This window comes from Marinomonas sp. GJ51-14 (genome assembly GCF_055808695.1).
This window is the reverse complement of the sequence record NZ_CM147879.1, coordinates 1,241,993-1,265,185: the sequence shown is the minus strand read 5'-3', so window position 1 is coordinate 1,265,185 and position 23,193 is coordinate 1,241,993. Positions and strand designations below refer to the sequence as shown.

General features: G+C 41.7%; 20 protein-coding genes and 1 riboswitch. Of the genes, 11 read left to right on the top strand and 9 right to left on the bottom strand.

All coding sequences use genetic code 11. The features are described from left to right. The first annotated feature begins 173 nt into the window (after positions 1-173). Positions 174-2,060, top strand: coding sequence for a methyl-accepting chemotaxis protein (locus tag AC0L3Y_RS06155; protein ID WP_473469955.1), 1,887 nt, complete (start codon positions 174-176; stop codon positions 2,058-2,060). Between the two features lie 38 nt (positions 2,061-2,098). Here AC0L3Y_RS06155 and AC0L3Y_RS06150 read toward each other — a convergent pair whose 3' ends face one another. Beyond that, complete coding sequence (locus AC0L3Y_RS06150) at positions 2,099-2,233, bottom strand: hypothetical protein (RefSeq protein ID WP_473469954.1); 135 nt, start codon at positions 2,231-2,233, stop codon at positions 2,099-2,101. 53 nt (positions 2,234-2,286) lie between these two features. On the opposite strand from AC0L3Y_RS06150, the gene metX reads away from it, so the two are divergent. The 8 genes from metX (at position 2,287) to AC0L3Y_RS06110 (ending at position 11,429) form a co-directional block, all read left to right on the top strand. Then, positions 2,287-3,444, top strand: a complete 1,158-nt coding sequence (gene metX / locus AC0L3Y_RS06145; RefSeq protein WP_473469953.1) for a homoserine O-succinyltransferase MetX — start codon at positions 2,287-2,289, stop codon at positions 3,442-3,444. Next, the gene (metW, locus tag AC0L3Y_RS06140) at positions 3,444-4,034 is read left to right on the top strand and encodes a methionine biosynthesis protein MetW (protein ID WP_473469952.1); all 591 of its coding nucleotides are present in this window, start codon (positions 3,444-3,446) and stop codon (positions 4,032-4,034) included. Before metX ends, metW begins: the two co-directional genes overlap by 1 nt. Before the next feature lie 82 nt (positions 4,035-4,116). Beyond that, the gene (rdgB, locus tag AC0L3Y_RS06135) at positions 4,117-4,737 is read left to right on the top strand and encodes an RdgB/HAM1 family non-canonical purine NTP pyrophosphatase (protein ID WP_473469951.1); all 621 of its coding nucleotides are present in this window, start codon (positions 4,117-4,119) and stop codon (positions 4,735-4,737) included. Next, positions 4,734-5,903 (top strand): radical SAM family heme chaperone HemW, encoded by a 1,170-nt coding sequence (gene hemW / locus AC0L3Y_RS06130; RefSeq protein ID WP_473469950.1) that lies wholly within the window; start codon positions 4,734-4,736, stop codon positions 5,901-5,903. The genes rdgB and hemW overlap by 4 nt, the downstream gene beginning before the upstream one ends. Before the next feature lie 439 nt (positions 5,904-6,342). After that, positions 6,343-7,926 carry a BCCT family transporter gene (locus tag AC0L3Y_RS06125; protein ID WP_473469948.1) on the top strand — a complete coding sequence of 528 codons (1,584 nt, stop codon included), beginning with the start codon at positions 6,343-6,345 and terminating at the stop codon, positions 7,924-7,926. 110 nt (positions 7,927-8,036) lie between these two features. Next, a riboswitch (yybP-ykoY riboswitch) is annotated at positions 8,037-8,255 on the top strand. A 9-nt stretch (positions 8,256-8,264) separates the two neighbouring features. Then, on the top strand, positions 8,265-8,831 hold the full coding sequence (locus AC0L3Y_RS06120) for a TMEM165/GDT1 family protein (protein WP_473469946.1): 567 nt from the start codon (positions 8,265-8,267) through the stop codon (positions 8,829-8,831). A gap of 30 nt (positions 8,832-8,861) precedes the next feature. Further along, a complete protein-coding gene (locus AC0L3Y_RS06115; protein ID WP_473469943.1) occupies positions 8,862-10,718 on the top strand; it encodes a DUF294 nucleotidyltransferase-like domain-containing protein in 1,857 nt (618 codons plus the stop codon). Further along, positions 10,719-11,429: a 3'-5' exonuclease gene (locus tag AC0L3Y_RS06110; protein ID WP_473469941.1), complete on the top strand. Its 711-nt coding sequence runs from the start codon at positions 10,719-10,721 to the stop codon at positions 11,427-11,429. Between the two features lie 16 nt (positions 11,430-11,445). Here the strand turns inward: AC0L3Y_RS06110 and AC0L3Y_RS06105 are convergent, their stop codons facing one another. The 7 genes from AC0L3Y_RS06105 to AC0L3Y_RS06075 all read right to left on the bottom strand — a co-directional run bounded on the left by AC0L3Y_RS06105 (position 11,446) and on the right by AC0L3Y_RS06075 (position 20,544). Continuing rightward, complete coding sequence (locus tag AC0L3Y_RS06105; RefSeq protein WP_473469939.1) at positions 11,446-12,525, bottom strand: LacI family DNA-binding transcriptional regulator; 1,080 nt, start codon at positions 12,523-12,525, stop codon at positions 11,446-11,448. Positions 12,526-12,629: 104 nt separating this feature from the next. Then, the gene (locus AC0L3Y_RS06100) at positions 12,630-14,249 is read right to left on the bottom strand and encodes an alpha-glucosidase family protein (RefSeq protein WP_473469937.1); all 1,620 of its coding nucleotides are present in this window, start codon (positions 14,247-14,249) and stop codon (positions 12,630-12,632) included. Positions 14,250-14,308: 59 nt separating this feature from the next. Then, entirely contained in the window at positions 14,309-15,403 is a 1,095-nt protein-coding gene (locus tag AC0L3Y_RS06095) for an ABC transporter ATP-binding protein (RefSeq protein ID WP_473469935.1), read from the bottom strand. Between the two features lie 84 nt (positions 15,404-15,487). Then, a complete protein-coding gene (locus AC0L3Y_RS06090) occupies positions 15,488-16,630 on the bottom strand; it encodes a carbohydrate ABC transporter permease (RefSeq protein ID WP_473469933.1) in 1,143 nt (380 codons plus the stop codon). Position 16,631: 1 nt separating this feature from the next. After that, positions 16,632-17,642: a carbohydrate ABC transporter permease gene (locus tag AC0L3Y_RS06085; protein ID WP_473469931.1), complete on the bottom strand. Its 1,011-nt coding sequence runs from the start codon at positions 17,640-17,642 to the stop codon at positions 16,632-16,634. 115 nt (positions 17,643-17,757) lie between these two features. After that, complete coding sequence (locus tag AC0L3Y_RS06080) at positions 17,758-19,110, bottom strand: ABC transporter substrate-binding protein (protein ID WP_473469929.1); 1,353 nt, start codon at positions 19,108-19,110, stop codon at positions 17,758-17,760. A 462-nt stretch (positions 19,111-19,572) separates the two neighbouring features. After that, entirely contained in the window at positions 19,573-20,544 is a 972-nt protein-coding gene (locus AC0L3Y_RS06075; protein ID WP_473469927.1) for a carbohydrate kinase family protein, read from the bottom strand. A gap of 243 nt (positions 20,545-20,787) precedes the next feature. Here AC0L3Y_RS06075 and AC0L3Y_RS06070 point away from each other — a divergent pair, with 243 nt between their 5' ends. Then, positions 20,788-21,522, top strand: a complete 735-nt coding sequence (locus tag AC0L3Y_RS06070; RefSeq protein WP_473469925.1) for a response regulator — start codon at positions 20,788-20,790, stop codon at positions 21,520-21,522. Further along, positions 21,512-22,978, top strand: coding sequence for an ATP-binding protein (locus AC0L3Y_RS06065; protein WP_473469923.1), 1,467 nt, complete (start codon positions 21,512-21,514; stop codon positions 22,976-22,978). The genes AC0L3Y_RS06070 and AC0L3Y_RS06065 overlap by 11 nt, the downstream gene beginning before the upstream one ends. Here the strand turns inward: AC0L3Y_RS06065 and AC0L3Y_RS06060 are convergent. Further along, positions 22,964-23,182 carry a hypothetical protein gene (locus AC0L3Y_RS06060; RefSeq protein WP_473469921.1) on the bottom strand — a complete coding sequence of 73 codons (219 nt, stop codon included), beginning with the start codon at positions 23,180-23,182 and terminating at the stop codon, positions 22,964-22,966. The two genes, AC0L3Y_RS06065 and AC0L3Y_RS06060, sit on opposite strands and share 15 nt — an antisense overlap. Between the last annotated feature and the right edge of the window lie 11 nt (positions 23,183-23,193).

The following is a 23,193-nucleotide window of genomic DNA, read 5'->3' as shown; positions in this document are numbered from 1 at the left end:
CTATATCCATGCACTTTAATATTGCACACGTATCCTTTTTTACCTCGAATCCCCCCTTTAAACTCAATACCCTAAAGCCATAAATTTTTAGCACGATGATTGCATAGGCTCTTCTATCAGGTGCTATTTTATTGGCACATCAGTCGATACTATTAATAAACAGGGAGTCCTCTATGTTGGCAAACCTATCCTTCAAAGCAAAATTATTATTTCTACTTATTACAGCAATTATGGGGTTTGTTATTGTTACTTTTGTTGCGATGGACGGTCTCTCATCCCAACAAAATGCAAATAATGAATTAAGAAAACTTTCAAAGATTCAAGCATCTAGTGATCAACTTAGTATCAAGATGTTAGAAATAGCGGACGGTTTACGCTCCATATCCATGGAAAATTACACAGATTATGTTGCTAGCGCGAATAATCAAATCGCAAAAAACGCAGATGTGATTGGAGTTAATATTGAGCGGGCAAACAGTTTAGATCTAAAACAAGCTCTTGAAGAAAACTTAATAGAAATAAACAACTATAGTCAGTCACTCATGGCTCTGATCGACAAACGCTACATTATTGGTTTTGATTCCACATCTGGATTACGTGGTCGTATAAACAGCATGGGATCTGAAATCAGTGAGGACATAAAACGACTTAGTTTATTAAAACGAGAGTTCACAAATGTTCGTAAGGCTGAGGCAGGTTATTTATCAGGACCATCAAATGAAATTTTAGAAGAATTCTCTAACAGCTTTGCACGTTTTGAAAGCCGAGTACTTAACTTTGGTTTCGAAGACACTCATGGTGTTAAAGCCTATGCCTATCGTGATGCAATTTTGCAATATGGTGAAGAATACCTATCTTTGAATGAGATTGAGTCTGTTTTTAGCACGCAAAAAAATCAATTCGACAACAGTTTACAGAAAACGAACCAACTCATTGAGACAGAAGTATTAAAGGCCGAAGCTAGTGCCGAAGCCAGTTCAACCCAAGCCAATGCCACCTTACTTATTGTGAGTGCTATAGTTGTTCTTGTTGCAACTCTGCTAATGATTACCATAGGTCGTAGCGTAAATAGCACACTACAAAACATCATCACAGACTTGAACAAAGTAAAGCAAGGCGACATGTCTGCTAAGGCTCGAATCAATACAAAACGCCATGATGAATTTGATCAACTGGGTCAATCTTTAAACGAAATGACGGATGGCTTAGGTGGTGTATTAAAAGACGTGGTTTCAACCACAGACCACATCAGTACCATGTCTATCGACTTAAATAACACCATTAGCAATATCGCCAACAGTAATTCTCTTGTGAATCAGCGAACACTCTCATTAGCTACAGGTACCGACGATATATCAAATCGGCTTTCCGTACTGTCCAACACAACAGATTCTCTTCGAACTCAATCCAACGACACTTACCAATCAGCAAAATCGGGTGCAGATACGATAAAAACCGTACTCACTAGCATCAGTGACACTGTTAATGTGGTTAATATGACCAGCGGACAACTAAATGAATTAGGCCGATTATCTAAAGACATCGATAACGTCATTGCCATGATCAATGATCTAGCTAATCAAACTAACTTACTTGCTTTGAACGCTGCAATTGAAGCTGCACGAGCAGGCGAAGCAGGACGAGGTTTTTCTGTTGTTGCCGATGAAGTGCGAGCTTTAGCTGAAAAAACCGTTGATGCCACATCAAAGATTACAGACATAGTCGGTACAATCCAAAATTCAACGCAAACGGCTATTACGACTATGGAAAGTGGTCAAGCTAACCTTAAAATCATCAGCGAAAATGGTAGCCATGCTGAAGAGGCTATGCGAGATATAGAAGCCAATGCTATGACTGGATCGAAATCCACCGACGCCATGGCCAATGCCATTCAAGACGTTGCTAGCACTGCCGTTCAAATGAGCACTGAGATGGAGGAAATTGCTCAGCAACTCAATCAAGACACCCAGTCTATTGATATATTGGTGGATAAAACCAAACAAATTCAGCAACTTTCAGAAGAGTTAGCAAGTAAAACTAAAGTATTTACACTCGTATAATCTTTTCCCTACCTGATTAATAAAAGACTTATTATTGTCTAATTCATAAACAACAAGAAGTCTTTTATTGTCAGCTCCAACTTAATCTTCCAATCCTCTATGACTGAATCCATCAAGCCCTTGATGACACTCAACGCAAGCGCTAGACTGTGTGCCATTATTAATCGATGCATTCCCTCTTCTTTTCCCGGGAAATCGAGCACTTTCATCAGGATAATCAAAACCTATGCCGGACGTCATCCCAGCTGACTCTGTTGGTATTGTTACGCCACAGATTGCGCAATTCGAAACACCGTTGGCACTTTCCTGCGGACAAACATTGTCATCATATCAACTCGTTTATGAGACTTATGGAACGTTAAATTCAGACGCTTCCAACGCAATTTTAGTTTGCCATGCTCTAAGTGGCGACCATCATGCTGCGGGATATCATGCTATGTCTGATACCAAACCGGGCTGGTGGGATTCTGCCATCGGGCCAGGCAAAGCCATCGATACAAATCACTTTTTTGTTATTTCATTAAACAATCTCGGTGGTTGCTGCGGAACGACGGGGCCAACATCCATTAACCCAGCAACAAAAGCACGATGGGGAGCAGATTTCCCTATCGTTACCGTTGAAGACTGGGTGGAAAGCCAAGCACGTTTAGCGGATCGACTTGGTATTAAGACTTTTGCAGCTATTGTTGGCGGTAGTCTTGGTGGCATGCAGGTTTTAGAGTGGAGCATTCGTTATCCTGACCGTATCAAAGCGGCGGTTATTATTGCTTCTGCCCCAAAACTGTCTACACAAAATATCGCTTTTAACGAAGTCGCTAGACAATCTATCCGACGTGACCCTGACTTCTATGATGGCAACTATCTGGACAATAACTCTGTACCAACCAACGGGTTAGGTTTGGCTCGCATGTTAGGGCACATTACCTATTTATCAGACGATGCTATGGGCGCCAAATTTGGCCGTCAGATGCGTCATGACACATACCAGTACAACTATGGTATTGAGTTCGAAGTAGAAAGCTATTTGCGCTATCAAGGTGAGGCATTCACCAAACGATTTGATGCTAATACCTATATGTTAATGACTAAAGCTCTTGATTACTTTGATCCTGCAGCACAAACCAATGGTGACTTAGCGGCAGCATTAGGTAGAGCGCAATGTGAATTTTTATTAGTATCGTTTACAACCGATTGGCGTTTCTCTCCTGAACGAAGTGAAGAAATCGTTGATGCGTTAGTTAAGGCAGGCAAACAAGTTTCTTATGCGAAAATAGAAGCGGCAGAAGGTCACGATGCATTCCTTTTCCCAATTCCAAGATATATGACCGTATTGAATACTTTCTTAACTCGCGTTGCCAATCACTTAATAACAGGGGCTAACTAATGCGTTCTGATTTAGAAATCATCGATGAATGGGTTAAGCCAAATATCCGCGTACTCGATTTAGCCTGTGGTCCGGGTGAATTACTTAAACACTTGTTGGATAACAAAAAAGTCCGTGGCTATGGATTGGAAATTGATCCTGATGATTTAAATACCTGTATCGAAAAGGGCATTCCTGTTTTAGAACAAAACATAGATGAAGGCTTACAGAATTTTGAAGATCACAGCTTTGATTTGGTGCTTATGACACACGCTTTGCAACAGTTTCGTCGCCCAGACTTGTTGATCGATGAAATGCTTCGTATTGGCAAAGAATGCATCATTACCTTTCCAAACTTTGGTCATTGGAGAAGTCGCCTTCACCTTGCTCTAAAGGGCCGTATGCCGGTATCCGAATTTTTGCCATACAACTGGTATGATACGCCAAACATTCACTTTTTTACCTTTCAAGACTTCGAACTCTTGTGCCGCGAAAAAAACATTAAAATTCTACGTTGGGCAGCAGTAGATGGTCATTTAAAAGACCACTGGTGGATTCGTTCTATGCCTAATTTATTCAGTGAAACTGCAATTTTTCATATCAGCCGCTAAACCACAAGCTTCAAAATAAAGTAGGCAAGTATGTTGTTGCCTACTTCTTAGATTCATATTTTAAAACTCACGGGAGTTTCCGATGAATAAAACCATCGTATTAGCCAGTAACAATGCAGGTAAAATAAAAGAGTTTAATGCTCTATTGAGTGATGTCGGTATCGATGTAAAACCACAAAGCGAATTCAACGTACAAGAAGCAGAAGAAAATGGATTGAGCTTCATTGAAAATGCCATATTAAAAGCACGTAATGCTTGTGCTCAAACCGGTTTACCGGCTCTTGCCGATGATTCTGGTATTGAAGTCGATTATTTAGATGGTGCGCCAGGTATTTACTCTGCTCGTTTTGCTGGCGAACATGGCAACAATGAAGCTAACAATGCACTTTTGTTAGAAAAACTAGATGGCGTTCCTGTGTTAGAACGTACTGCTCGTTTTCACTGTGTTTTAGCTTATATGCGCCATAAAGACGACCCAACACCTCAAGTATTCCATGGCATTTGGGAAGGCCGAATTCTCACTTCTGACGAAGGCGAAGAAGGATTTGGTTACGACCCAATATTCTATGTTCCAGAATGCGGTTGCAGTGCGGCAAGCTTACCAAAAGAAGTAAAAAATCAAATCAGTCATCGTGGCAAAGCATTGCAACAACTATTAGCGACGTTTCAAAAAGACGCTTTCAAATTGAGTAATAGATTGTGAACCACTCGTTACCACCACTGAGTTTATACATACATTTACCTTGGTGTGTACGAAAATGCCCTTATTGTGATTTCAACTCACATCAAGCCGACCGTTTTGAAACCAATGGTCAGCTACCAGAAGATGCTTATTTATCGCAATTGCTTGCGGATCTAGACGCCGATTTACCTTATGTTGCTGGCCGCCCAATTCAAACGGCTTTCATTGGTGGCGGCACGCCAAGCCTAATGAGCGAAGATTTTTACTACAAGCTCATGAACGCGCTACGAGAAAAACTAACTTGGGTAAACAATGCTGAAATTACCATGGAAGCCAACCCTGGCACCTTTGAGCAAGAAAAATTTAGTCATTTCCGCAAAGCTGGCATCAATCGATTGTCCATTGGGATTCAAAGTTTCCAACCAAACCTGTTGAAAACTCTAGGAAGAATCCACAACCGAGAAGAAGCCATCCATGCTGTGGATAAGTCTAGAGCAGCAGGGTTCGATAATATCAATATAGATTTAATGCATGGTTTGCCAGATCAAAGCCAAGTCATGGCCATGGAAGATCTTGCCATCGCTATTGATTTAAACCCTGATCACCTTTCTTGGTATCAATTAACCATAGAGCCAAACACGGAGTTTTATCGTCGTCCGCCAACGCTTCCAGAGGACAATACTTTATGGGAAATCCAAGACGCAGGACAAGCACTACTCACTCAGTATGGCTATGCTCAATATGAAGTATCCGCAAATGCGAAAACCGATCGTCGCGCCGCACATAATCTGAACTATTGGCGCTTTGGTGACTACATAGGAATTGGCGCTGGTGCGCACGGAAAAATCACATTAGTTAATGGTCAAATATTTCGTACACGAAAGACTAGACACCCAAATCACTATCTAAAAAACCTTCCTGAAGCGCTCGTGATCAAAGAAGCCATTGAACAGGAAGATCTACCATTAGAATTCATGATGAATCGCTTACGCTTATTCGAAACCTTTGATTTAAAGGATTACCAACGATTCACCTATCAATCAGTCCCAACCCCTTTGATAGTGGCTTGCGAAACAGCAATTAAACAAGGTTTGTTAGACGCTAATGAGTGGAAACGGGGTCATATTAAAACAACAGAAAAGGGCAAACTTTTTCTCAATGAGTTGCTAGAATTATTCCTCCCCTAGCACGTCACTTTGTTTACTATAATTTGACATCTAACTAAATTGATGTACCCTTTGCCACGTTAAGAATAAAAAAAGGCCCTCGTAGATGGCCTTTTTTTCGTTCTGTTACAAATACATAAATCTAGATGATTTTTCCGGTGTGGTATTAATCTTAAAAAAAAACGATTAATTACGTTGTTCTAATAATTACCTAACGTGAGTATCCATACGCTTTTCAGTATTCATCAAGAATGAATAAGACGAAGCAAACGGGTCAGTTCTCGGTGATCAAAAAATAGCCGGAATAGAACAATATAGGTCGTATTAAGAACAATCTAATAATGAAATTTCTTTTAGGGTTAAGTAACGAAGTTACATAAAAAGTACTCATGTAGGTTTTCGTTTAAACAGATTGGAAAGTAGATCAGAAAATGATTTTACTAATTAGGGGAGAATGTTTATGAGTAATAAAGTTCCTGACGATGGTCGGGCTGAATACAATACATCTTATAAAGTAGGACAAGACAACGTACAGTTTCTTGGTCTAGACGTACTAAATCCAGTATTTAGTACCAGTGCGATTATCATCTTTGCTTTCATTCTTGGAAGTATTTTATTTCCAACGGATGCAAGCGCATTATTATCAGGAGCAAAAAGCTGGTCTATTAATAATTTTGACTGGTTTTTTATGGTTTCAGGTAACATCTTTGTACTTTTCTGTTTGGCTCTCATTGCTCTTCCTCTTGGTAAAATCCGTCTTGGTGGTACAGAGGCAAAAGCAGAACATTCAACCATCACTTGGTTCTCAATGTTGTTTGCTGCAGGTATGGGTATTGGCTTAATGTTCTGGAGTGTTGCAGAACCGGTTGCTTATTACACAGGTTGGTACGGAACACCATTTGATGTTGCAGCCAATACACCTGAAGCGAAAGAATTAGCAATGGGCGGCACCATGTTCCATTGGGGTCTTCATCCTTGGGCTATTTATGCGGTTGTTGGTCTTTCACTGGCTTTCTTCGCTTACAACAAAGGCTTACCACTAACGATTCGTTCTGCGTTTTATCCTTTACTTGGCGAAAAAGTATGGGGCACAACCGGTCACGTTATCGACGTTATTTCGGTTATTGCAACCATCTTTGGTTTGGCTACTTCACTTGGTTTTGGTGCGCAACAAGCAACAAGCGGTCTTAACTTTTTATTCGGTATTCCAAATACACTCACTACACAAATTATTGTTATTTGTGCCGTGACGGCAGTTGCGATCATATCGGTTGCTCGTGGTCTAGAAGGCGGTGTCAAACTACTGTCTAACGTAAACATGATCATTGCTGCAGTGTTGGCTTTATTTATCGTTGTTGTTGGTAACACTGGCGCGATCTTCGCTGCAATCGGAACTTTCTTCCTAAGCTACATTGAAAACATCATTCCACTAAGTAACTGGATTGGTCGTGAAGACGAAACCTTTTACCATGGCTGGACTGTGTTCTACTGGGCTTGGTGGATTTCCTGGTCACCATTCGTAGGTATGTTTATCGCACGTGTTTCTCGCGGTCGTACGGTACGTGAGTTCGTTGTTGCTGTTCTATTAGTTCCAACAGCTGTATCACTGGTTTGGATGTCTATCTTCGGTGGTTCTGCACTTGAGCAAGTAGAAAATGGTGTTGGCGCATTGGCTAATGGCATCAGTGATTCTTCACTGGCTATGTTCCAAATGTTTGCTAGTCTGCCCCTAACGTCTTTGACTTCTTTCGTAGGTATCGTTCTTGTATTGGTATTCTTCGTAACATCTTCTGACTCTGGCTCTTTGGTTATCGACGGCATTACAGCTGGTGGTAAAACTGACGCGCCAATGATTCAGCGTGTTTTCTGGGCAGTTCTTGAAGGTATTATTGCGATTGCATTGTTGATCGGTGGTGGCTCTGAAGCTCTTGGCGCGATCCAAGCAGCTGCAATCACAATTGGCTTACCTTTCACTTTCCTAATGCTGATCATGTGTATCAGTCTATGGAAAGGATTACGCAGCGATATGCACCTTTATAAGTAATTCAGCACTTATAAGATAAAGCACTTGTCATAAGTGTTTATAGAAAATGAAATGCGAGTGGCAGTCAGACTGCCACTCGTATTGTTTTTTATAGGCTAATATTTTATTATCACTCTCTCTTAGGGGAGTAATCTTCTTTGCACGTACAAATATTGTGTTTAACACTTTGTATATTGCAAAAATTCTTTGTCAACATAATTGGGCCTCAAGCTCGTGGCAAAGAAGTTCTAGTTCGATATCAATCGACAGAATTGGTGAGACTTAAGACAATAACTTGGCTCAGGTGGGCACAGGTGTATTGTCTTTTGTTGTATTGCCCACCTAGGACCCACTAATAAATGGAAGCTCTACTAACCTCAATATCTACGGTTGCTCTCGCTGAAATGGGCGACAAAACTCAACTCTTGGCGCTGTTCCTCGCAACTCGTTTTACGTCTAAATTCTCTATTATTTCCGGCATTTTTATTGCGACATTATTAAACCATGCGCTATCCGCTTGGCTTGGTGTGGAAGTAGCACACTGGATTCCTGAAAGCGCTATAAGTTGGATCATAGGATTAAGTTTTATTGCTGTCGGTTTGTGGCTATTAATCCCAGACAAGGACGAAAATGAAGAAAGTAATATACTTAAATATGGAGCTTTCAGTGCAACCTTTATCTTATTTTTTCTTGCTGAAATAGGTGACAAAACACAAATCGCAACCGTATTACTTGGAGCCCATTATGGTGGTGTCTGGATGGTATTATTAGGCTCGACATTAGGTATGATGCTAGCAAATGTTCCTGTGGTATTAGCTGGCCGCTGGCTCATAGATAAAATAAATGCAGATAAAACAAGATTACTTGCTTGTTTACTCTTTCTTATTATGGGCATAGTGACGTTAGCATCACCTTTGCTTGAATAAACATTCGTTCTAATAAATGGGAACAGTACAATGGACGTCGAATTAACAGAAATACTCGAAGCACTTTGTCTACATGCACCTTTTAATGAGATTGCAGAAGACCCGCAACTAAACGATATGGTCAAAGATATAGAGATCCAATACCTGCGTGCGGGAGAGTGGACAATCGCCCCCGGTGCGCTGAACAATACTTTATTCTTTATCCGTAGCGGTGCCATTGAAGTGCTCAGTAAAGAAGGTAAGTTAATTCGACGTATGAATGAAGGCGAGCTATTTGGTTATGCGTCTTTGTTGCGGGGCGGTAAATCATCACAGTCCATGCGAACCATGGAAGATAGTTTACTGTATAGAATTCCTGCTCGTTGGTTTCTCAAGCTTTACGAAGAGAACGACAATTTTTCTGATTTTTTTGAGCTAGCACGAGAAGTCCGTTTACGAGCGGCCATGGATTCACAAAATTCAGACGTCTCATTAATGACTTGTCCTGTTGTCAGCTTACTCAGACGTCCACCTATTAGTATTCAAATGGATGCGGATATTCGTATGGCGGCACAAACTATGTCGGAACATCGCGTATCTAGTTTATTAATTACAGACAATGGTGAGCTAATCGGTATTCTCACAGATCGAGACTTACGCACCAGAGCTGTTGCTCAAGGGCTAGATTACGACACGCCAGTTTCGACCATAATGACACATGACCCTATTGTCATGGACAGTCACGATTATGCTTCAGAAGCCGTCTTGAAGATGATGGAACGAAATGTTCACCATATTCCCATTATGAAAAGCGGCCGCCCTATTGGTGTGGTTAGCACAGGAGATATAGTTCAAAAGGAAAGCCACGGTAGCGTTTACCTAATCAGTGATATTTTTAAACAAAATAATATTGAAAGCTTACGGGCCATCAGTCAAAAAATGACCCACACCTTTACTCAGCTTGTCGTAGCAGACGCCAACACACAAATGATTGGCAATGCCATGTCTCACATTGGAACAGCCTTTGTGAAGCGCCTCTTGCAACTTGGGGAGGAAAAATTCGGCCCAGCTCCTGTTCCTTATTGTTTTATTGCTTTGGGTTCACAAGCAAGAGAAGAACAAACCATTAGCACAGATCAAGACAACGCGCTGATCATTAGTGACAAATACAAGGAAGAAATTCATGGCGAATACTTCGAAGCATTAAGTCATTGGGTTTGTCAGAATCTAGATCAATGTGGCTACACACTCTGTACTGGCGATATTATGGCTTCAAACCCTCGTTGGCGTCAGCCTTTATCCGTTTGGAAAGAAAACTTCAGTGACTGGATACAAAAACCAAAAGCAGAAGCTTTGCTACGCCTATCTATTTTCTTTGATTTACGTGGGGTTTATGGCGATAAAACATTAGCAAAACAACTTAATCAACATATTCGCAAAGAGGCTAAAGAACACTCAGGCTTTTTAACCTTTATGGCCCGTAATGCCAATCAAAGAAAGCCACCTTTGGGCTTCTTTAGGCAATTTGTTCTAGATGGCGAAGGCAAACAATCCCGAACCTTTAATTTAAAAGAAAGAGGTATCGCGCCCATTATCGATATCGTTCGTGTGCACGCCCTCGCCTGTGGTAGTGATAAACTTAATACGTTAGAGCGCATAGAAGATATCGAAGCAGCAGGTTTACTTCCCGACGGCCGAGCTAAAGACTTAACGTTAGCATTAGAAATGATAGGTATGGTTCGAATTAAAAACCAGAAAGACCAAATAGAAGCAGGTGAACCACCTACCAATCACGTCAACCCAGAAAATTTGTCTTCCTTTGAAAAGCGGCATTTAAGAGACGCGTTCAATATTGTCACACGTCAGCAGGAATTCATTAAATTCCGTTATGCAGGGAAGCGTAGTTAAATGTCATTCTTTAAAAAGAAACCTGCAGTAGAAGTTCAAGATTGGCAAAGTATGTTTGCAGAGTGGGCAAAAGAGGCTCCTGAAGGCCCTTTAAAACGCTATTATCAAGCAGGCATGATCAGCCCAGACACCAAGCTTGAAGATACGCCTTTGTTGGCATTAGACTTGGAAACAACGGGTCTGGATTCAAACCAAGACGAAATCATCAGTCTAGGATTAATCCCCCTAAGCAGCAAAACGATTCGCTGTAAGGGAGCGCAATATTGGATGGCAAAGCCTGAGCATTCATTGCATGCAGAATCTGTTACGATTCATGAAATTACCGATGCAGAACTGGAACAAGCCCCACCTTTAGAAGCCATACTGGATGAAATATTGTCAGCCTTAACCAGACAAGTGATTGTTGTCCATTGTGTTTCAATTGAGCGTCAGTTTTTACTGCAAGCCGCTATGAAAATATACGGCTATCCGCTGTATTTTCCAGTACTTGATACGATGGGGATTGAATACCAAGCGATTCACAAGCCTTGGTGGAAGCGCTTTGGTAAACAGCCGTCATTGCGTTTAGATGCTTGTCGACAGCGTTATCGTTTACCTCGTTACAAAGCTCATCATGCATTGACCGATGCCTTGTCATCGGCAGAGTTACTGCAAGCTCAAATTGCTTATCACTTGGACCCTGCCGCTGACATTTCAGACTATTGGGTATGAGAATTTCGTCATAGTTCTAGTTTTTAATTTCTTGATTTTCAACCAAAGGGCAGCTTTCCCGAACCATTAGTTCAGTTTCTAAAATCACATCTTTGGCTTCACGTAATCCCAAAAATACTTCTGCAGCAATGCGCCCTTTTTCAACGGTTTGTTGATGCATGGTTGTAATAGAAGGATGGAAATTTTCACTTTCAGTAATGCCATCGAAGCCAACAACTTGTAGATCTTCTGGAACACGTAATCCCATTTGTAAGGCTGCTTGTACGGCCGCAATGGCAATACAATCGCTCATACATAGCAAAAGCTGAGGACGATTAAACATAGTTAGAGCTTCACGAGCCGCTTGATAAGCGAGCTTATGACTGTTTTCAGGGATATTCCAAATACACTCTGGTGGAACGCTTATATTCTGCTCTTTTAAAGCTTCAAAGTAACCATGAAGTCGTTGAATAGAAATGGATGCTGCACGCTCAAACAGCTCATCCTCACGAATTCGACAGACTCGATCCGTGTCTACTAAAGACAAGCCTAAAATAGCCACATGCTCCGGCTTATGAGTCAAAGCATGGCGTGCAATAATATATGCACCGCCGTGGTTTTCCACATTAACCGAGGTTGTTCCAGGAATAAAACTATCTACTGTGATGATATTTTTATTTGGCATCAACCAAGGAGCGTTATGGCATTGTTGAGGTTTATGACCGTAAACAATAAAACCATCTACCATGGAAGATTGCATACGGCTTTGCGCGTCTTGTTCAATTTCATCAGAAGACAACAACAGCATATTGTATGCATTGGCCTCTAGCACTTCGGCTATACCTTTCAAAAATTGATTTGCAACGGGGTCCGTTAAGCTATAACTAAGATCATCAGACAAAACAATGCCAACAATACCAGTACGGCCAGTACGTAAACTACGTGCTGCTGCATTCGGGCCGAAATAGCCCATTTTTTCACACTCATTCAGAATGTTTTCACGCAGATTCGCTGACAGTTGATCAGGTCTGTTAAAAGCGTTCGATATTGTTGCAGTCGACACTTCCAAGCGTTCTGCAACATCTTTTAAAGTCAGTTTCTTTATGCCTTTTTTCATACAAGCACTCACAACAATATAAAGCAGTTACAAATAAGCCGATTCATGTACAACATAAACCGGCTTGGCCACAGAAACCCCAGCGAAACAGTGCGCTAGAAGCGCTAAGGCAATCTAACGTAACATGCTTGATAAGCTGGTAAAGTTAATGTCTGGCCGTCCCACGCAGAGTCAAAACCATGACCCTGCAATATCTCAATCCCTTCGTTTTTCAGTACTGCTTGCTGTGTTCCATTTGTCATGTTCAACACAACTAATAGGCGCTCGCCTTGGTATTCGCGCACCAAGGCAATCAACTGCTCATTACCAACATCAAGTTGAGACAAGTCTCCATTTATTAATGCCGGCTGCTGTTGACGCCAATGGATCAATTTACGAACCTTATGCAATAAAGCATCAGGGTTCGCTTCTTGTTCCTCGACACTCAATGATAAATGTTTTTCGTAAACTGGCAACCATGGTTCAATTGTTGAGAATCCACCTTGTGATGAATTACTCCATACCATAGGAGTACGGCAGCCATCCCGCCCTTTAAATACAGGCCATAATGGAATGCCATAAGGATCTTGGATTCGCTCAAAAGGCACTTCTGCTTCTGGTAAGCCAAGCTCTTCACCTTGGTATAAACATACACTACCACGTAAAGACAAAATCAGTGCTAATGCAATTAATGGATAAGAGTCACCATCTTCGTTTTCACCCCAACGGGATCGCGATCTTACCACATCGTGATTAGACAGTGCCCAACAAGGCCAACCATCCCCCACGATGTCTTGCATATTTTTCAATACATCACGAATGTATTCTGGTGAGTGCGGTTTGTTTAGAAAATCAAAAGTATACGCCATGTGGAGCTTATCACCGCCTGACGTGTATTCCGCCATACGCTTAAGTGGGAAGTCATCACCAATTTCACCAACCGTTGTACTACCCGGAAATTCATCCATCATGGCACGTAGCTCTTTCAGAAAATCTAAATTCTCAGGGCGGCTTAAATCATAGACATGACGCTGATACGTGTACGGGTTATCGTGTGGCGCACCCATTGTTTTAGGCTCGCCAGCCGGTACTGGTGGATTGTCTTCCAAGCCTTCACTGTGAAAGTAAAAGTTCACTGTGTCTAAGCGAAAACCATCCACACCCAGCTTCAACCAGAAACGCATATTATCCAAATGCGCTTTACGTACGTCTGGATTATGAAAATTAAAATCTGGCTGAGACTCTAAGAAGTTATGCAAATAATACTGCAAGCGACGACTGTCCCATTTCCATGCACTGCCACCAAAAATAGACAACCAGTTATTCGGCGGTGAACCATCCGGCTTAGGGTCTGCCCAAACATACCAATCGGCTTTTGCATTGGTTTTATCTTGACGGCTCTCTTCAAACCAAGGATGCGCATCAGCAGAATGACTGATAACTTGGTCAATCATGACTTTAAGACCCAATTCGTGTGAACGATTAATTAAGGTTTTAAAGTCATCTAATGAGCCAAACATTGGATCGATATCGCAATAATCAGAAACGTCATACCCAAAATCTTTCATTGGCGAAGTAAAAATAGGTGAAAGCCAAATGGCATCCACACCTAAGGAAGCGACGTAATCTAATTTGCTCGTAATACCAGCCAAATCACCAATGCCGTCGCCATTCGCATCCATAAAACTACGTGGGTAAATTTGATAAATAACCCCACCTTTCCACCAATTCAAGTTGGTTGTCATAAAGACTCTCCAAAACAGATAAAGCCTGATACAGCGACGTTCGCCGTATCAGTAAAAAATTAACGCAGGTATGACAACTCTTTATCATCAAACAAATGCATTTTTTCAGGCAAGGCAGATAAATGAACCGTGTCACCACGTTGAATATTCAATGTACCGGCTTGCTTAGCAATGATGGCTTCATCACACCCAGAAACGGTCACATAAAGTAAGGTGGCTTCACCAAGCGCTTCAACAAATGACACCTTGCCGGACAGAAGGCTTTTTTCTTCCGTATCAACCACAACCAAATCTTCAGGACGAATACCAAAAAATGCCTTCTTAGATTGCTCGCCTGCATCGGTGACAATCGGAGTATTCACAATTGTCGAAGAGGACAAAGATACGCTGGTTTGTTCTCCCGCTTTTTCAATTTTACAAGGCACAACATTCATTGCTGGTGAACCAATAAACTTAGCCACGAAGACATTAGCTGGGTGTTCATATAAATCCAGCGGCGCACCGACTTGTTCAATATTACCCGCAGACAACAGAACAATACGATCCGCTAGCGTCATCGCCTCGACCTGGTCATGAGTGACATAAATCATAGTTGAATCCGGCATGCTGTCTTTCAAGTTCGCAATTTCCATACGCGTTGCCACACGTAAAGCCGCATCCAAGTTCGACAATGGCTCATCAAATAAGAACACTTTAGGGCGACGAACAATCGCACGACCAATAGCCACACGTTGGCGTTGCCCACCAGAAAGCGCTTTCGGTAAGCGGTCTAAATATTCGGTTAGCTGCAACAAATCCGCCGCTTTTCGAACTTGTAAATCGACTTCAGCTTTACTCTGTTTTGCAATCTGTAAACTGAATGCCATATTGTCATAGACAGACATATGCGGGTACAAAGCATAACTTTGGAACACCATAGCAATGCCGCGTAATGCTGGCGGAACGTCATTTACAACCTGGCCATCAATTTCTAATGTACCTGACGTGATCTCTTCAAGACCCGAAATCATACGTAACAAAGTAGATTTACCACAGCCAGATGGCCCAACAAACACGATGAATTCACCTTGTTTGATATCCAAATTAATATCTTTCAGTACTTCGACTTTATTCGAATAAATCTTTTTAACATGCGTTAGCTTTACATCAGCCATGGTTCAATTGCCTCAATCTAAATGCTTACCTTGAGTGAGGAGCAAAGCTCAACTCACTACTTAGGTTTACGTTACATATTTAAGTTATTTAACAGAGCCTGCCAACAGACCACGCACAAGATAACGCTGCAGACTGAAGAAGACACACAAAGGGATAATAATAGTGATAAACGCAGACGCTGTGAGAATTTCCCAGTTGCCACCACGTGATCCTAAAAGCTCACGAAGCTGACCAGTGAGAACCAAATGCTCTTCGTTATTACCCAAGAAAACCATCGCTATCAATAAATCATTCCAAACCCAAAGGAACTGGAAAATGGCAAAGGATGCCAACGCAGGAAACGACAAGGGCAATATGATTTTGCGGAAAATATCAAAATCGGATGCACCATCAACACGAGCGGACTCAATAATCTCAGCAGGCAAACCCGCAATATAGTTACGTAATAAATAGATCGCCAAGGGCAACCCAAAACCCGTATGAGCAAGCCAGATACCGATATATGTTTTCGAGCCTACGCCAAAGAATTCACCTATCAAATTGTAGCTTTTCAATAGTGGGATCAATGACATCTGTAAAGGTACAACCAATAAACCTACTACAGCAGCAACAAGTAACGCACGTCCAGGAAATCGCATCCAAGCCAACGCATACGCGGCAAACGCAGCGACTAAGATTGGAATCACGGTAGCTGGAATCGTCACAGTCAGAGAGTTAAGGAAAGACTGGCCTAAGCCTTCGGTTCCTAACACTTCACGGTAATTATCTAACGTAAAACGAGGAGGCACTTCAGCCGTATAAAAAATACGCTGTCCACGGGAACCTTTCCATTCATCCGGAGAAGAAAGCACATAATCGCCATTTTCCATGACTTGTAATGTTTTGCCTTTTTTAAGCTCAGCAACCGTACCAACAGCGAAAGCTTCAGGTTGTAATGAACTGGAACCAAACTTGGTGATCTCCCCTGCGGAACCTTCTAATAAATTACCGCGAATAACATATAGATCACCTTCTTGCACCTGTGCTTTTGGTTCATGTGCTCGGGCAACAATACGCTGTTCAGAAGTCGATAATGCCGTCCACCAGCCAGACACAGACAATTGGTCTTTATCTCGAATAGAAGAGATAAACAAACCTGCTGTAGGAATTGTCCAGATAATTACCAAAAATAAAACGGTGGCATGAACCAAATAGGTTAACGGAGAACGCTTCGATGAAGTAATCATATTAACGGCCCTCCATTTCTGCGTTCGCACGCTTAATATTCCAAACCATAATAGGAATAACCAATACCATAATAACGATTGCTACAACGGCACCACGACCGAAATCACCACCACCTCGGAACATCCAATCGAACATTTGATTCGCCAAGACTTGCGTATCCCATTGTCCATTTGTCATTGCCAAAACAATGTCGAAAACCTTCAGCACCAGAATGGTAATGGTCGTCCATACCACAGCTATGGTTCCCCAAATTTGCGGCACCATAATTTTGAAAAAAATCTGTAAACCATTCGCGCCATCTAATACGGCGGCTTCGATGGTTTCGTCAGGAATACCTCGTAGCGCCGCAGACAAAATCACCATGGCAAAACCGGTTTGAACCCATACCAAGATGACCATTAAGAAGAAATTGTTCCAGAAAGGAATCGTGATCCAGTTTTGCGGCTCGCCACCGAAAAACACCACAACTGCATTTAATAAACCGATTTGGGCATCGCCGCCGCTGCGAAAATCATAAATAAATTTCCAAATAACAGATGCGCCAATAAAAGAAATCGCCATCGGCATAAAGATAAGGCTTTTCGCAATATTGCCCCACCAGATACGATCCGTCATGGTTGCAATAACTAAACCTAAAAAGGTCGATGCCGTGGGAACAACAATTAACCACAGCATGTTATTACGAAACGATTCGAAAAATTCATCACTACCAAACAACCACACATAATTCGAAATACCGACAAACTCATCGCCGGTTCGATCAAAGAATGACAATCGAATAGAGTCAACAACAGGATAAAAAAGGTAGAACGTCAGCAACAAAACCGCAGGTCCTAAAAACAACCAAGGACGAACACCATTAGCGATACGCAAGTTACGAGACACACGTTGTGCAGAACCGGTTTTTGTAGGAAAGATTTTATCTAAGAGAATATTAGAACCGTAGAAATAAACAACACATCCCAAGATACCCACAATCATGGTCATCAACGCAGAAGCGAGCTGGGCCATAGAAACTCCAAATACATGTAACACAAAGGCCACTTTTAAAAGCAGCCTTACCTATTAAATACTGCAACATAAAAAGCCCCTAAACTCACATGAGTTTTAGGGGCTTTAAAAAGTGTTACTTCAATGCATCCCATGTTTTCTGGATATCATGAGCCACGTCTTTGGCGTCTTTACCGCCAGTGTAATCAACCATACCAGTCCAGAAAGAACCTGCACCGATTTTACCTGGCATCAAATCTGATCCATCAAAACGGAAGGTGGTTGCATAACGTAAAATTTCACCTTGTTTTTTAGCTGCTTCACTTGAGTAAAGATCTGGATTGGCACCCAAATGCGCAGAAATAAAACCAGTTTGCGCCATCCATAATTCATGAGCGATTGGTGAGCGAATGAAATCCACAAAAGCACGTGCGCCTTTGGAATCGCTGGTGATACTGGTCAAAGTACCTGCACCTAAGACAGGGTTACCTAAGTTCTTCGATTCATAAGAAGGGAAATAAAAGAAATCAGCATCTAGACCAAGCTCAACACCTTCTGGGAAGAATGCTGGAATAAACGATGCTTGGCGATGTAAATAACACTTTGGAGGAGACTGGAACATACCTTTTGGGCTGTCACGGAAATCCGTTGACGCTACTGCGCCTGCACCACCATCAACAAAAGCATCATTACGTGCGAACCAACCGAACTCATTGATAGCGCCAACAATGCGCGGATCATCGAATTTAATTTCATTGCTTACCCATTTGTCATAAACAGATGCGGGTTGTGTACGAAGTAGTAAATCTTCAACCCAATCCGTTGCAGGCCAGCCTGTTGCTGCTCCGGAACCTAGACCGATACACCAAGGAGTGCCGCCATCTGCAACGATTTCTTCTGTCAGAGCTTTGAGTTCTTCCATTGTTTCAGGAACATCATATCCAGCATCAGCAAAATTATCAGGAGAGTACCAAACTAAAGACTTCAAATCGGCACGATAGAAAACACCATAAAACTCTTTTTTACCCTTGGCATTTTTAAAGGTTGCAAGATCGGCCCAAGATTGACCAGCGGCATAATCTTTTATAACAGCATTTTTTACATCATCACTTAATGGCGTCAGCAAACCTTTTGCAGCTAGATCGGCAGCCAAACCAGGCTGAGGAAAAATCGATACATTTGGAGCACTACCTGCTTGAGTATCAATAACAATTTGTTGTTCAAAGGAATCGGAACCCGCGTAATTAACTTTTGCGCCTGTGGCTTTTTCAAAATAAGCAACCACGCGTTCAAAGTTTGCTTTTTCATCACCCATCCAAGGACCGAAAACAGAAACAGTTTCGCCAGACAGGTCAACAGACTTCAAAGCCTCATAACTTTTCCAATTAAAGCGTGAATCTTCACCGGGTTTAACAAATAGGTCCGCTGCACTAGCAACGTTTACGGAAAGTGTCAGAGCAATCGCCGCTGACAATAGTGATTTTTTCATAGGTGCTCCTTACAGGCTTACTTGGGAACTCCCTAGTACGCCTTTATTGTTATTATCGCAGGTCGAAATAAGGTAAAACATGTCTTCTATAAGGATTAAGAAGAAGTTTGATTATTAACAATCAAAACCAGAGCTTCAAGCACTCTCCTTCCTTAATATTGTCTTAATTGTTTTTTAAATTTAGTAATGAGTTCTTAAAAAGTGAATCTCATTTTATTCACTCTTGTTGATTAAAAAACCATCAAAATAAAGATTCCATTATAAATTCAGCAAGTTATCAAATAAAAACCGTCAAAAACATATCATTTTTTATACGGTTTATTTGCCCTTGATAACTTATTTCCCAGACATAAAAAAAGCGTGGCAAGGCCACGCTTTTTAAATTCAAAAAATGAGCCACACGCTATTCTAATAGTGAGAGTAACGTGGGTAGTTGATTTAGAGCAGCTTTCTGATACTTAATCAAAAACGTTCTAACTGTGCCTCAGCTTCTGCCAAAGATGGCAAAGATGGATACGCTCCTAATTTTGTTACAGAATCAGCACCGCACGCCGCAGCAAAACGCACGATATCAATCAAGGCTTGCTTTGATAATGTGGCCAAAGATGCCTGACTACCACCTTGCTCAGCCAATTTATAAAGTAAGCCGCCCACAAAGGCATCACCCGCAGCCGTTGTGTCTTTTACTTCCACTTTAGGTGTCACAACCTCACTCTCACCATGAGCTGCTGTGTAGAAGCGAATAGCATTAGCTCCATCCGTTAACACAAATAATGTCACACCTGCCGCTAATGTTTGCTCAATCAATACAAATGGGTCATCAGCCAATACAGCAAGCTCTTCCAAGCTGGCTTTCACTACATCACCACTTTGCATCCAATCAATGACTCGTTGTTTATCTACTTGTCCATTGGGCCACAGGTTTGTACGCAAATTTACGTCGATGCTCACAACCCAATTGGCAGCACGCGCCATACTTACACCAGCTAATGTCGCTTTTGTAATATCTGCATCTGTTAATGTATTAGAGCAGGTATGAAAAACACCTTGGCTTTGAGAGAACCAAGCGCCCTTAAAGTCGTCTTCACCGAATAAAATGTCTGCAGAAGGGCTGCGGTAGAATTCAAAACTACGTTCGCCAGTTTGATCCAAGCTAACAAACGCCAAAGCAGTTTTGGCTTCGGTTGTCATCAACATGTTGTCAGTGTTCACGCCATAACTGTCTAATGATTCTTTCAAAAAGTGACCAAAGGCATCATCGCCAACTTGCCCAACAAAGTGACTATTACCACCTAAACGCGCTACAGCAACGGCTACATTAGCTGGCGCGCCACCTGGAAACTTAGTAAAAGATTCCAGTTCTCCGGCCTGAGTTGCACCATTAGATAAAAAATCAATTAAGGCTTCGCCAAATGCCATCACTTTTGTTGTCATTGTTTTGCTCTCTTTTTAATACACAACTAGATGCTGTGCAGATATAAATAAGGTTAGGCGAAAAATTATGCAGGGCAAGGAACATTAAATCAATTTAATTTATTTAAATAACTTAGGTTTTTAATCCTATAGATTGAACTGGAACGGTTCAAACTAATAAATGCAATTAGTTCACCCTCTCTTTCTTTCTTGCTAGACTCGAAGATATATGACAATTAAAAAAATAACCTTTCGAGCAAAAAAATGACCCAATCCAAATGCATCTATGTTGTAGACGATGACAACGAGATCCGCTCTCTGCTCAAAACTTATTTGGAAAAACACCAATTCACTGTATTAACAGCTGAATCAGGTGAGACTTTTTTAGAGGACTTTAAACCCTCTCAACAGGTTGATTTGGTGATCTTAGATATCATGCTTCCAGGTCAAGATGGCTTTGCTGTGTGCCGTTCACTTAGAACACAATCTCAAGTACCCGTAATAATGCTTACAGCAAACTCAGACGAAACGGATCGTATTATTGGCTTAGAAATTGGTGCAGACGACTATCTTGCTAAACCTTTTAACCCTCGTGAGTTACTCGCTAGGATTAAGGCTATTCTTAGACGAATGGAACATACCGAAGTCATTAAAACACCGACAGTGACCCATCGCTTTTATCGCTTCGCTCAATTTACTCTAGACACCATGTCGAGAGAGTTGCAGGTAAACGAAGAAAAAGAGTCTTTATCAGGGGCGGATTACAACTTACTTATGTTGTTTTTGAATCACCCAGGAGAAGTACTGACGCGAGAGCACATTGCGGAAAATACCAGAGGAAGAGACAGCGCTCCCCTTGATCGCTTTATTGATGTTCACGTTAGCCGCTTACGTCAACGTTTACGTGAAGATGCCCGTCATCCACAATTAATCAAAACCGTTCGAGGCCAAGGTTATATTTTAACTTCTGATGTTGAAGCCATTAGCCATGTCAGCTAACTTGCCAGAAAGCCAAAGCTCCCGCATCAAACGCTGGTCGCAGTCTTTGACAGGGCAACTCCTCATCATCATGGCGTTAGGAGTGGCAAGCGCGCAGTTTATCAGCTCCACCATCTGGTTACGTCAATTAGAATCAGACACCGAAGAGAACGTACGTGAAGTTTCGAAACACATGGCCTTTCGGATCGCAGCCACCGTCAGTTACTTCAAGTCTTTGCCAACAAACTATCGTCATATCGTTATCGATCAATTACAAGACATGGGTGGAACTCGCTTCTTTGTTACTTTAAACAAAGAAGAAATCTTGATTAACCACATTCCAGATTCGCCACTTAAAGACATTGTGAAAAACCAAGTACAATCCACATTGGTCAAGCAATTAGGCATTCATAATGCTCAAATAGCTTTCTCAAGCCCGAGTGATTTACACGTTATTAATAATCACACACGTCTTGCAGACTTACCTGAACGATGGGGACATCACAGTTTATTAGTTAAACCGCTTACGCCACCCATTATCGTCATCCAAATCCCAATCAATGATACAGATTGGTTATATTTGGCGAGCTTGATGCCCGATCCTTATTTTCTTGATGGTACATCAGCATTGAGTGGCGATCGCCTCTTTTCCATGGCCATGTCTGTTATCACTGTATTATTGCTCAGCATTCTAATTTTAAGGCGAGTAACTCGCCCACTTGCTTCATTGGCTCGTGCAGCAGAGCGCTTTGGACAAGGTGATTGGCACCCCATCAAAGAAGTCGGCAGTGTTGAAGTTCGTAATACTGCAAAAGCCTTTAACGATATGCAGAGACGTATACAACGTTATTTAAACGACAGAGAAAGGTTATTCGCATCTATTTCACACGATTTGAAAACTCCTATTACACGCTTGCATCTGCGGGCAGAAATGCTAGATGACGATGACGTTCGAGAAGCTATGATTCGTGATCTTGAAGATCTGGATATGTTGGTAAAAGGCGCTCTGCAAAGCGTAAAAGAAACGGATATTCATGAAAATCGCATCGACGTCAATATTTCTCGAATGCTCAAAGACATGCAATCCGCAGTGAATAGCAATGGCGAAAGACTCACTGTTATTGGTGAATTAAAACATGCCTTTATTGGCAAACCTCTGGCAATCAAACGCTGCCTAGGTAATCTCGTCGACAATGCTTTGTACTACGGAAAAACAGCCACGGTTTTTATTGAAGATAATGAAGACGAAGTTTGTATTCGAATTTGCGATCAAGGCCCAGGCATTCCAATCGACAAGATTGATAAAGTCTTTCAACCTTATACACGACTAACACCGGATCATTCGGGTCACCCTGGCGGCATGGGCTTGGGCCTCAGTATTGCACGGAATATTGCTCGTGCTCATGGCGGCGAAGTCACCCTAAGCAATCACCCTCAACAAGGATTAGAAGCGACAACTAAACTACCTCGCCATTAAGAGTGTTTCATCAAGGAATGTTGTATTCGCATCACCAATGCAAGACTTCGTTACAATAGGTTGCTCTACTTTACCCCACACAGACCAATCCTTTGCTAAATTCTGTAACTCGGTCGCGAGCTTATGTTGAACTTCAACAAGCTGCGTCGAAATGATTAACGCAATGTCAATGTACCCTATGTCATTGACTAGACGATATAACAATAAAAAAGGTC

Coding starts and splice junctions, on each gene's coding strand:
- AC0L3Y_RS06155 (WP_473469955.1), top strand. CDS start 174: ATGTTGGCAAACCTATCCTTCAAAGCAAAATTATTATTTCTACTTATT.
- AC0L3Y_RS06150 (WP_473469954.1), bottom strand. CDS start 2,233: ATGCATCGATTAATAATGGCACACAGTCTAGCGCTTGCGTTGAGTGTC.
- metX (WP_473469953.1), top strand. CDS start 2,287: ATGCCGGACGTCATCCCAGCTGACTCTGTTGGTATTGTTACGCCACAG.
- metW (WP_473469952.1), top strand. CDS start 3,444: ATGCGTTCTGATTTAGAAATCATCGATGAATGGGTTAAGCCAAATATC.
- rdgB (WP_473469951.1), top strand. CDS start 4,117: ATGAATAAAACCATCGTATTAGCCAGTAACAATGCAGGTAAAATAAAA.
- AC0L3Y_RS06125 (WP_473469948.1), top strand. CDS start 6,343: ATGAGTAATAAAGTTCCTGACGATGGTCGGGCTGAATACAATACATCT.
- AC0L3Y_RS06120 (WP_473469946.1), top strand. CDS start 8,265: ATGGAAGCTCTACTAACCTCAATATCTACGGTTGCTCTCGCTGAAATG.
- AC0L3Y_RS06115 (WP_473469943.1), top strand. CDS start 8,862: ATGGACGTCGAATTAACAGAAATACTCGAAGCACTTTGTCTACATGCA.
- AC0L3Y_RS06110 (WP_473469941.1), top strand. CDS start 10,719: ATGTCATTCTTTAAAAAGAAACCTGCAGTAGAAGTTCAAGATTGGCAA.
- AC0L3Y_RS06105 (WP_473469939.1), bottom strand. CDS start 12,525: ATGAAAAAAGGCATAAAGAAACTGACTTTAAAAGATGTTGCAGAACGC.
- AC0L3Y_RS06100 (WP_473469937.1), bottom strand. CDS start 14,249: ATGACAACCAACTTGAATTGGTGGAAAGGTGGGGTTATTTATCAAATT.
- AC0L3Y_RS06095 (WP_473469935.1), bottom strand. CDS start 15,403: ATGGCTGATGTAAAGCTAACGCATGTTAAAAAGATTTATTCGAATAAA.
- AC0L3Y_RS06090 (WP_473469933.1), bottom strand. CDS start 16,630: ATGATTACTTCATCGAAGCGTTCTCCGTTAACCTATTTGGTTCATGCC.
- AC0L3Y_RS06085 (WP_473469931.1), bottom strand. CDS start 17,642: ATGGCCCAGCTCGCTTCTGCGTTGATGACCATGATTGTGGGTATCTTG.
- AC0L3Y_RS06080 (WP_473469929.1), bottom strand. CDS start 19,110: ATGAAAAAATCACTATTGTCAGCGGCGATTGCTCTGACACTTTCCGTA.
- AC0L3Y_RS06075 (WP_473469927.1), bottom strand. CDS start 20,544: ATGACAACAAAAGTGATGGCATTTGGCGAAGCCTTAATTGATTTTTTA.
- AC0L3Y_RS06070 (WP_473469925.1), top strand. CDS start 20,788: ATGACCCAATCCAAATGCATCTATGTTGTAGACGATGACAACGAGATC.
- AC0L3Y_RS06065 (WP_473469923.1), top strand. CDS start 21,512: ATGTCAGCTAACTTGCCAGAAAGCCAAAGCTCCCGCATCAAACGCTGG.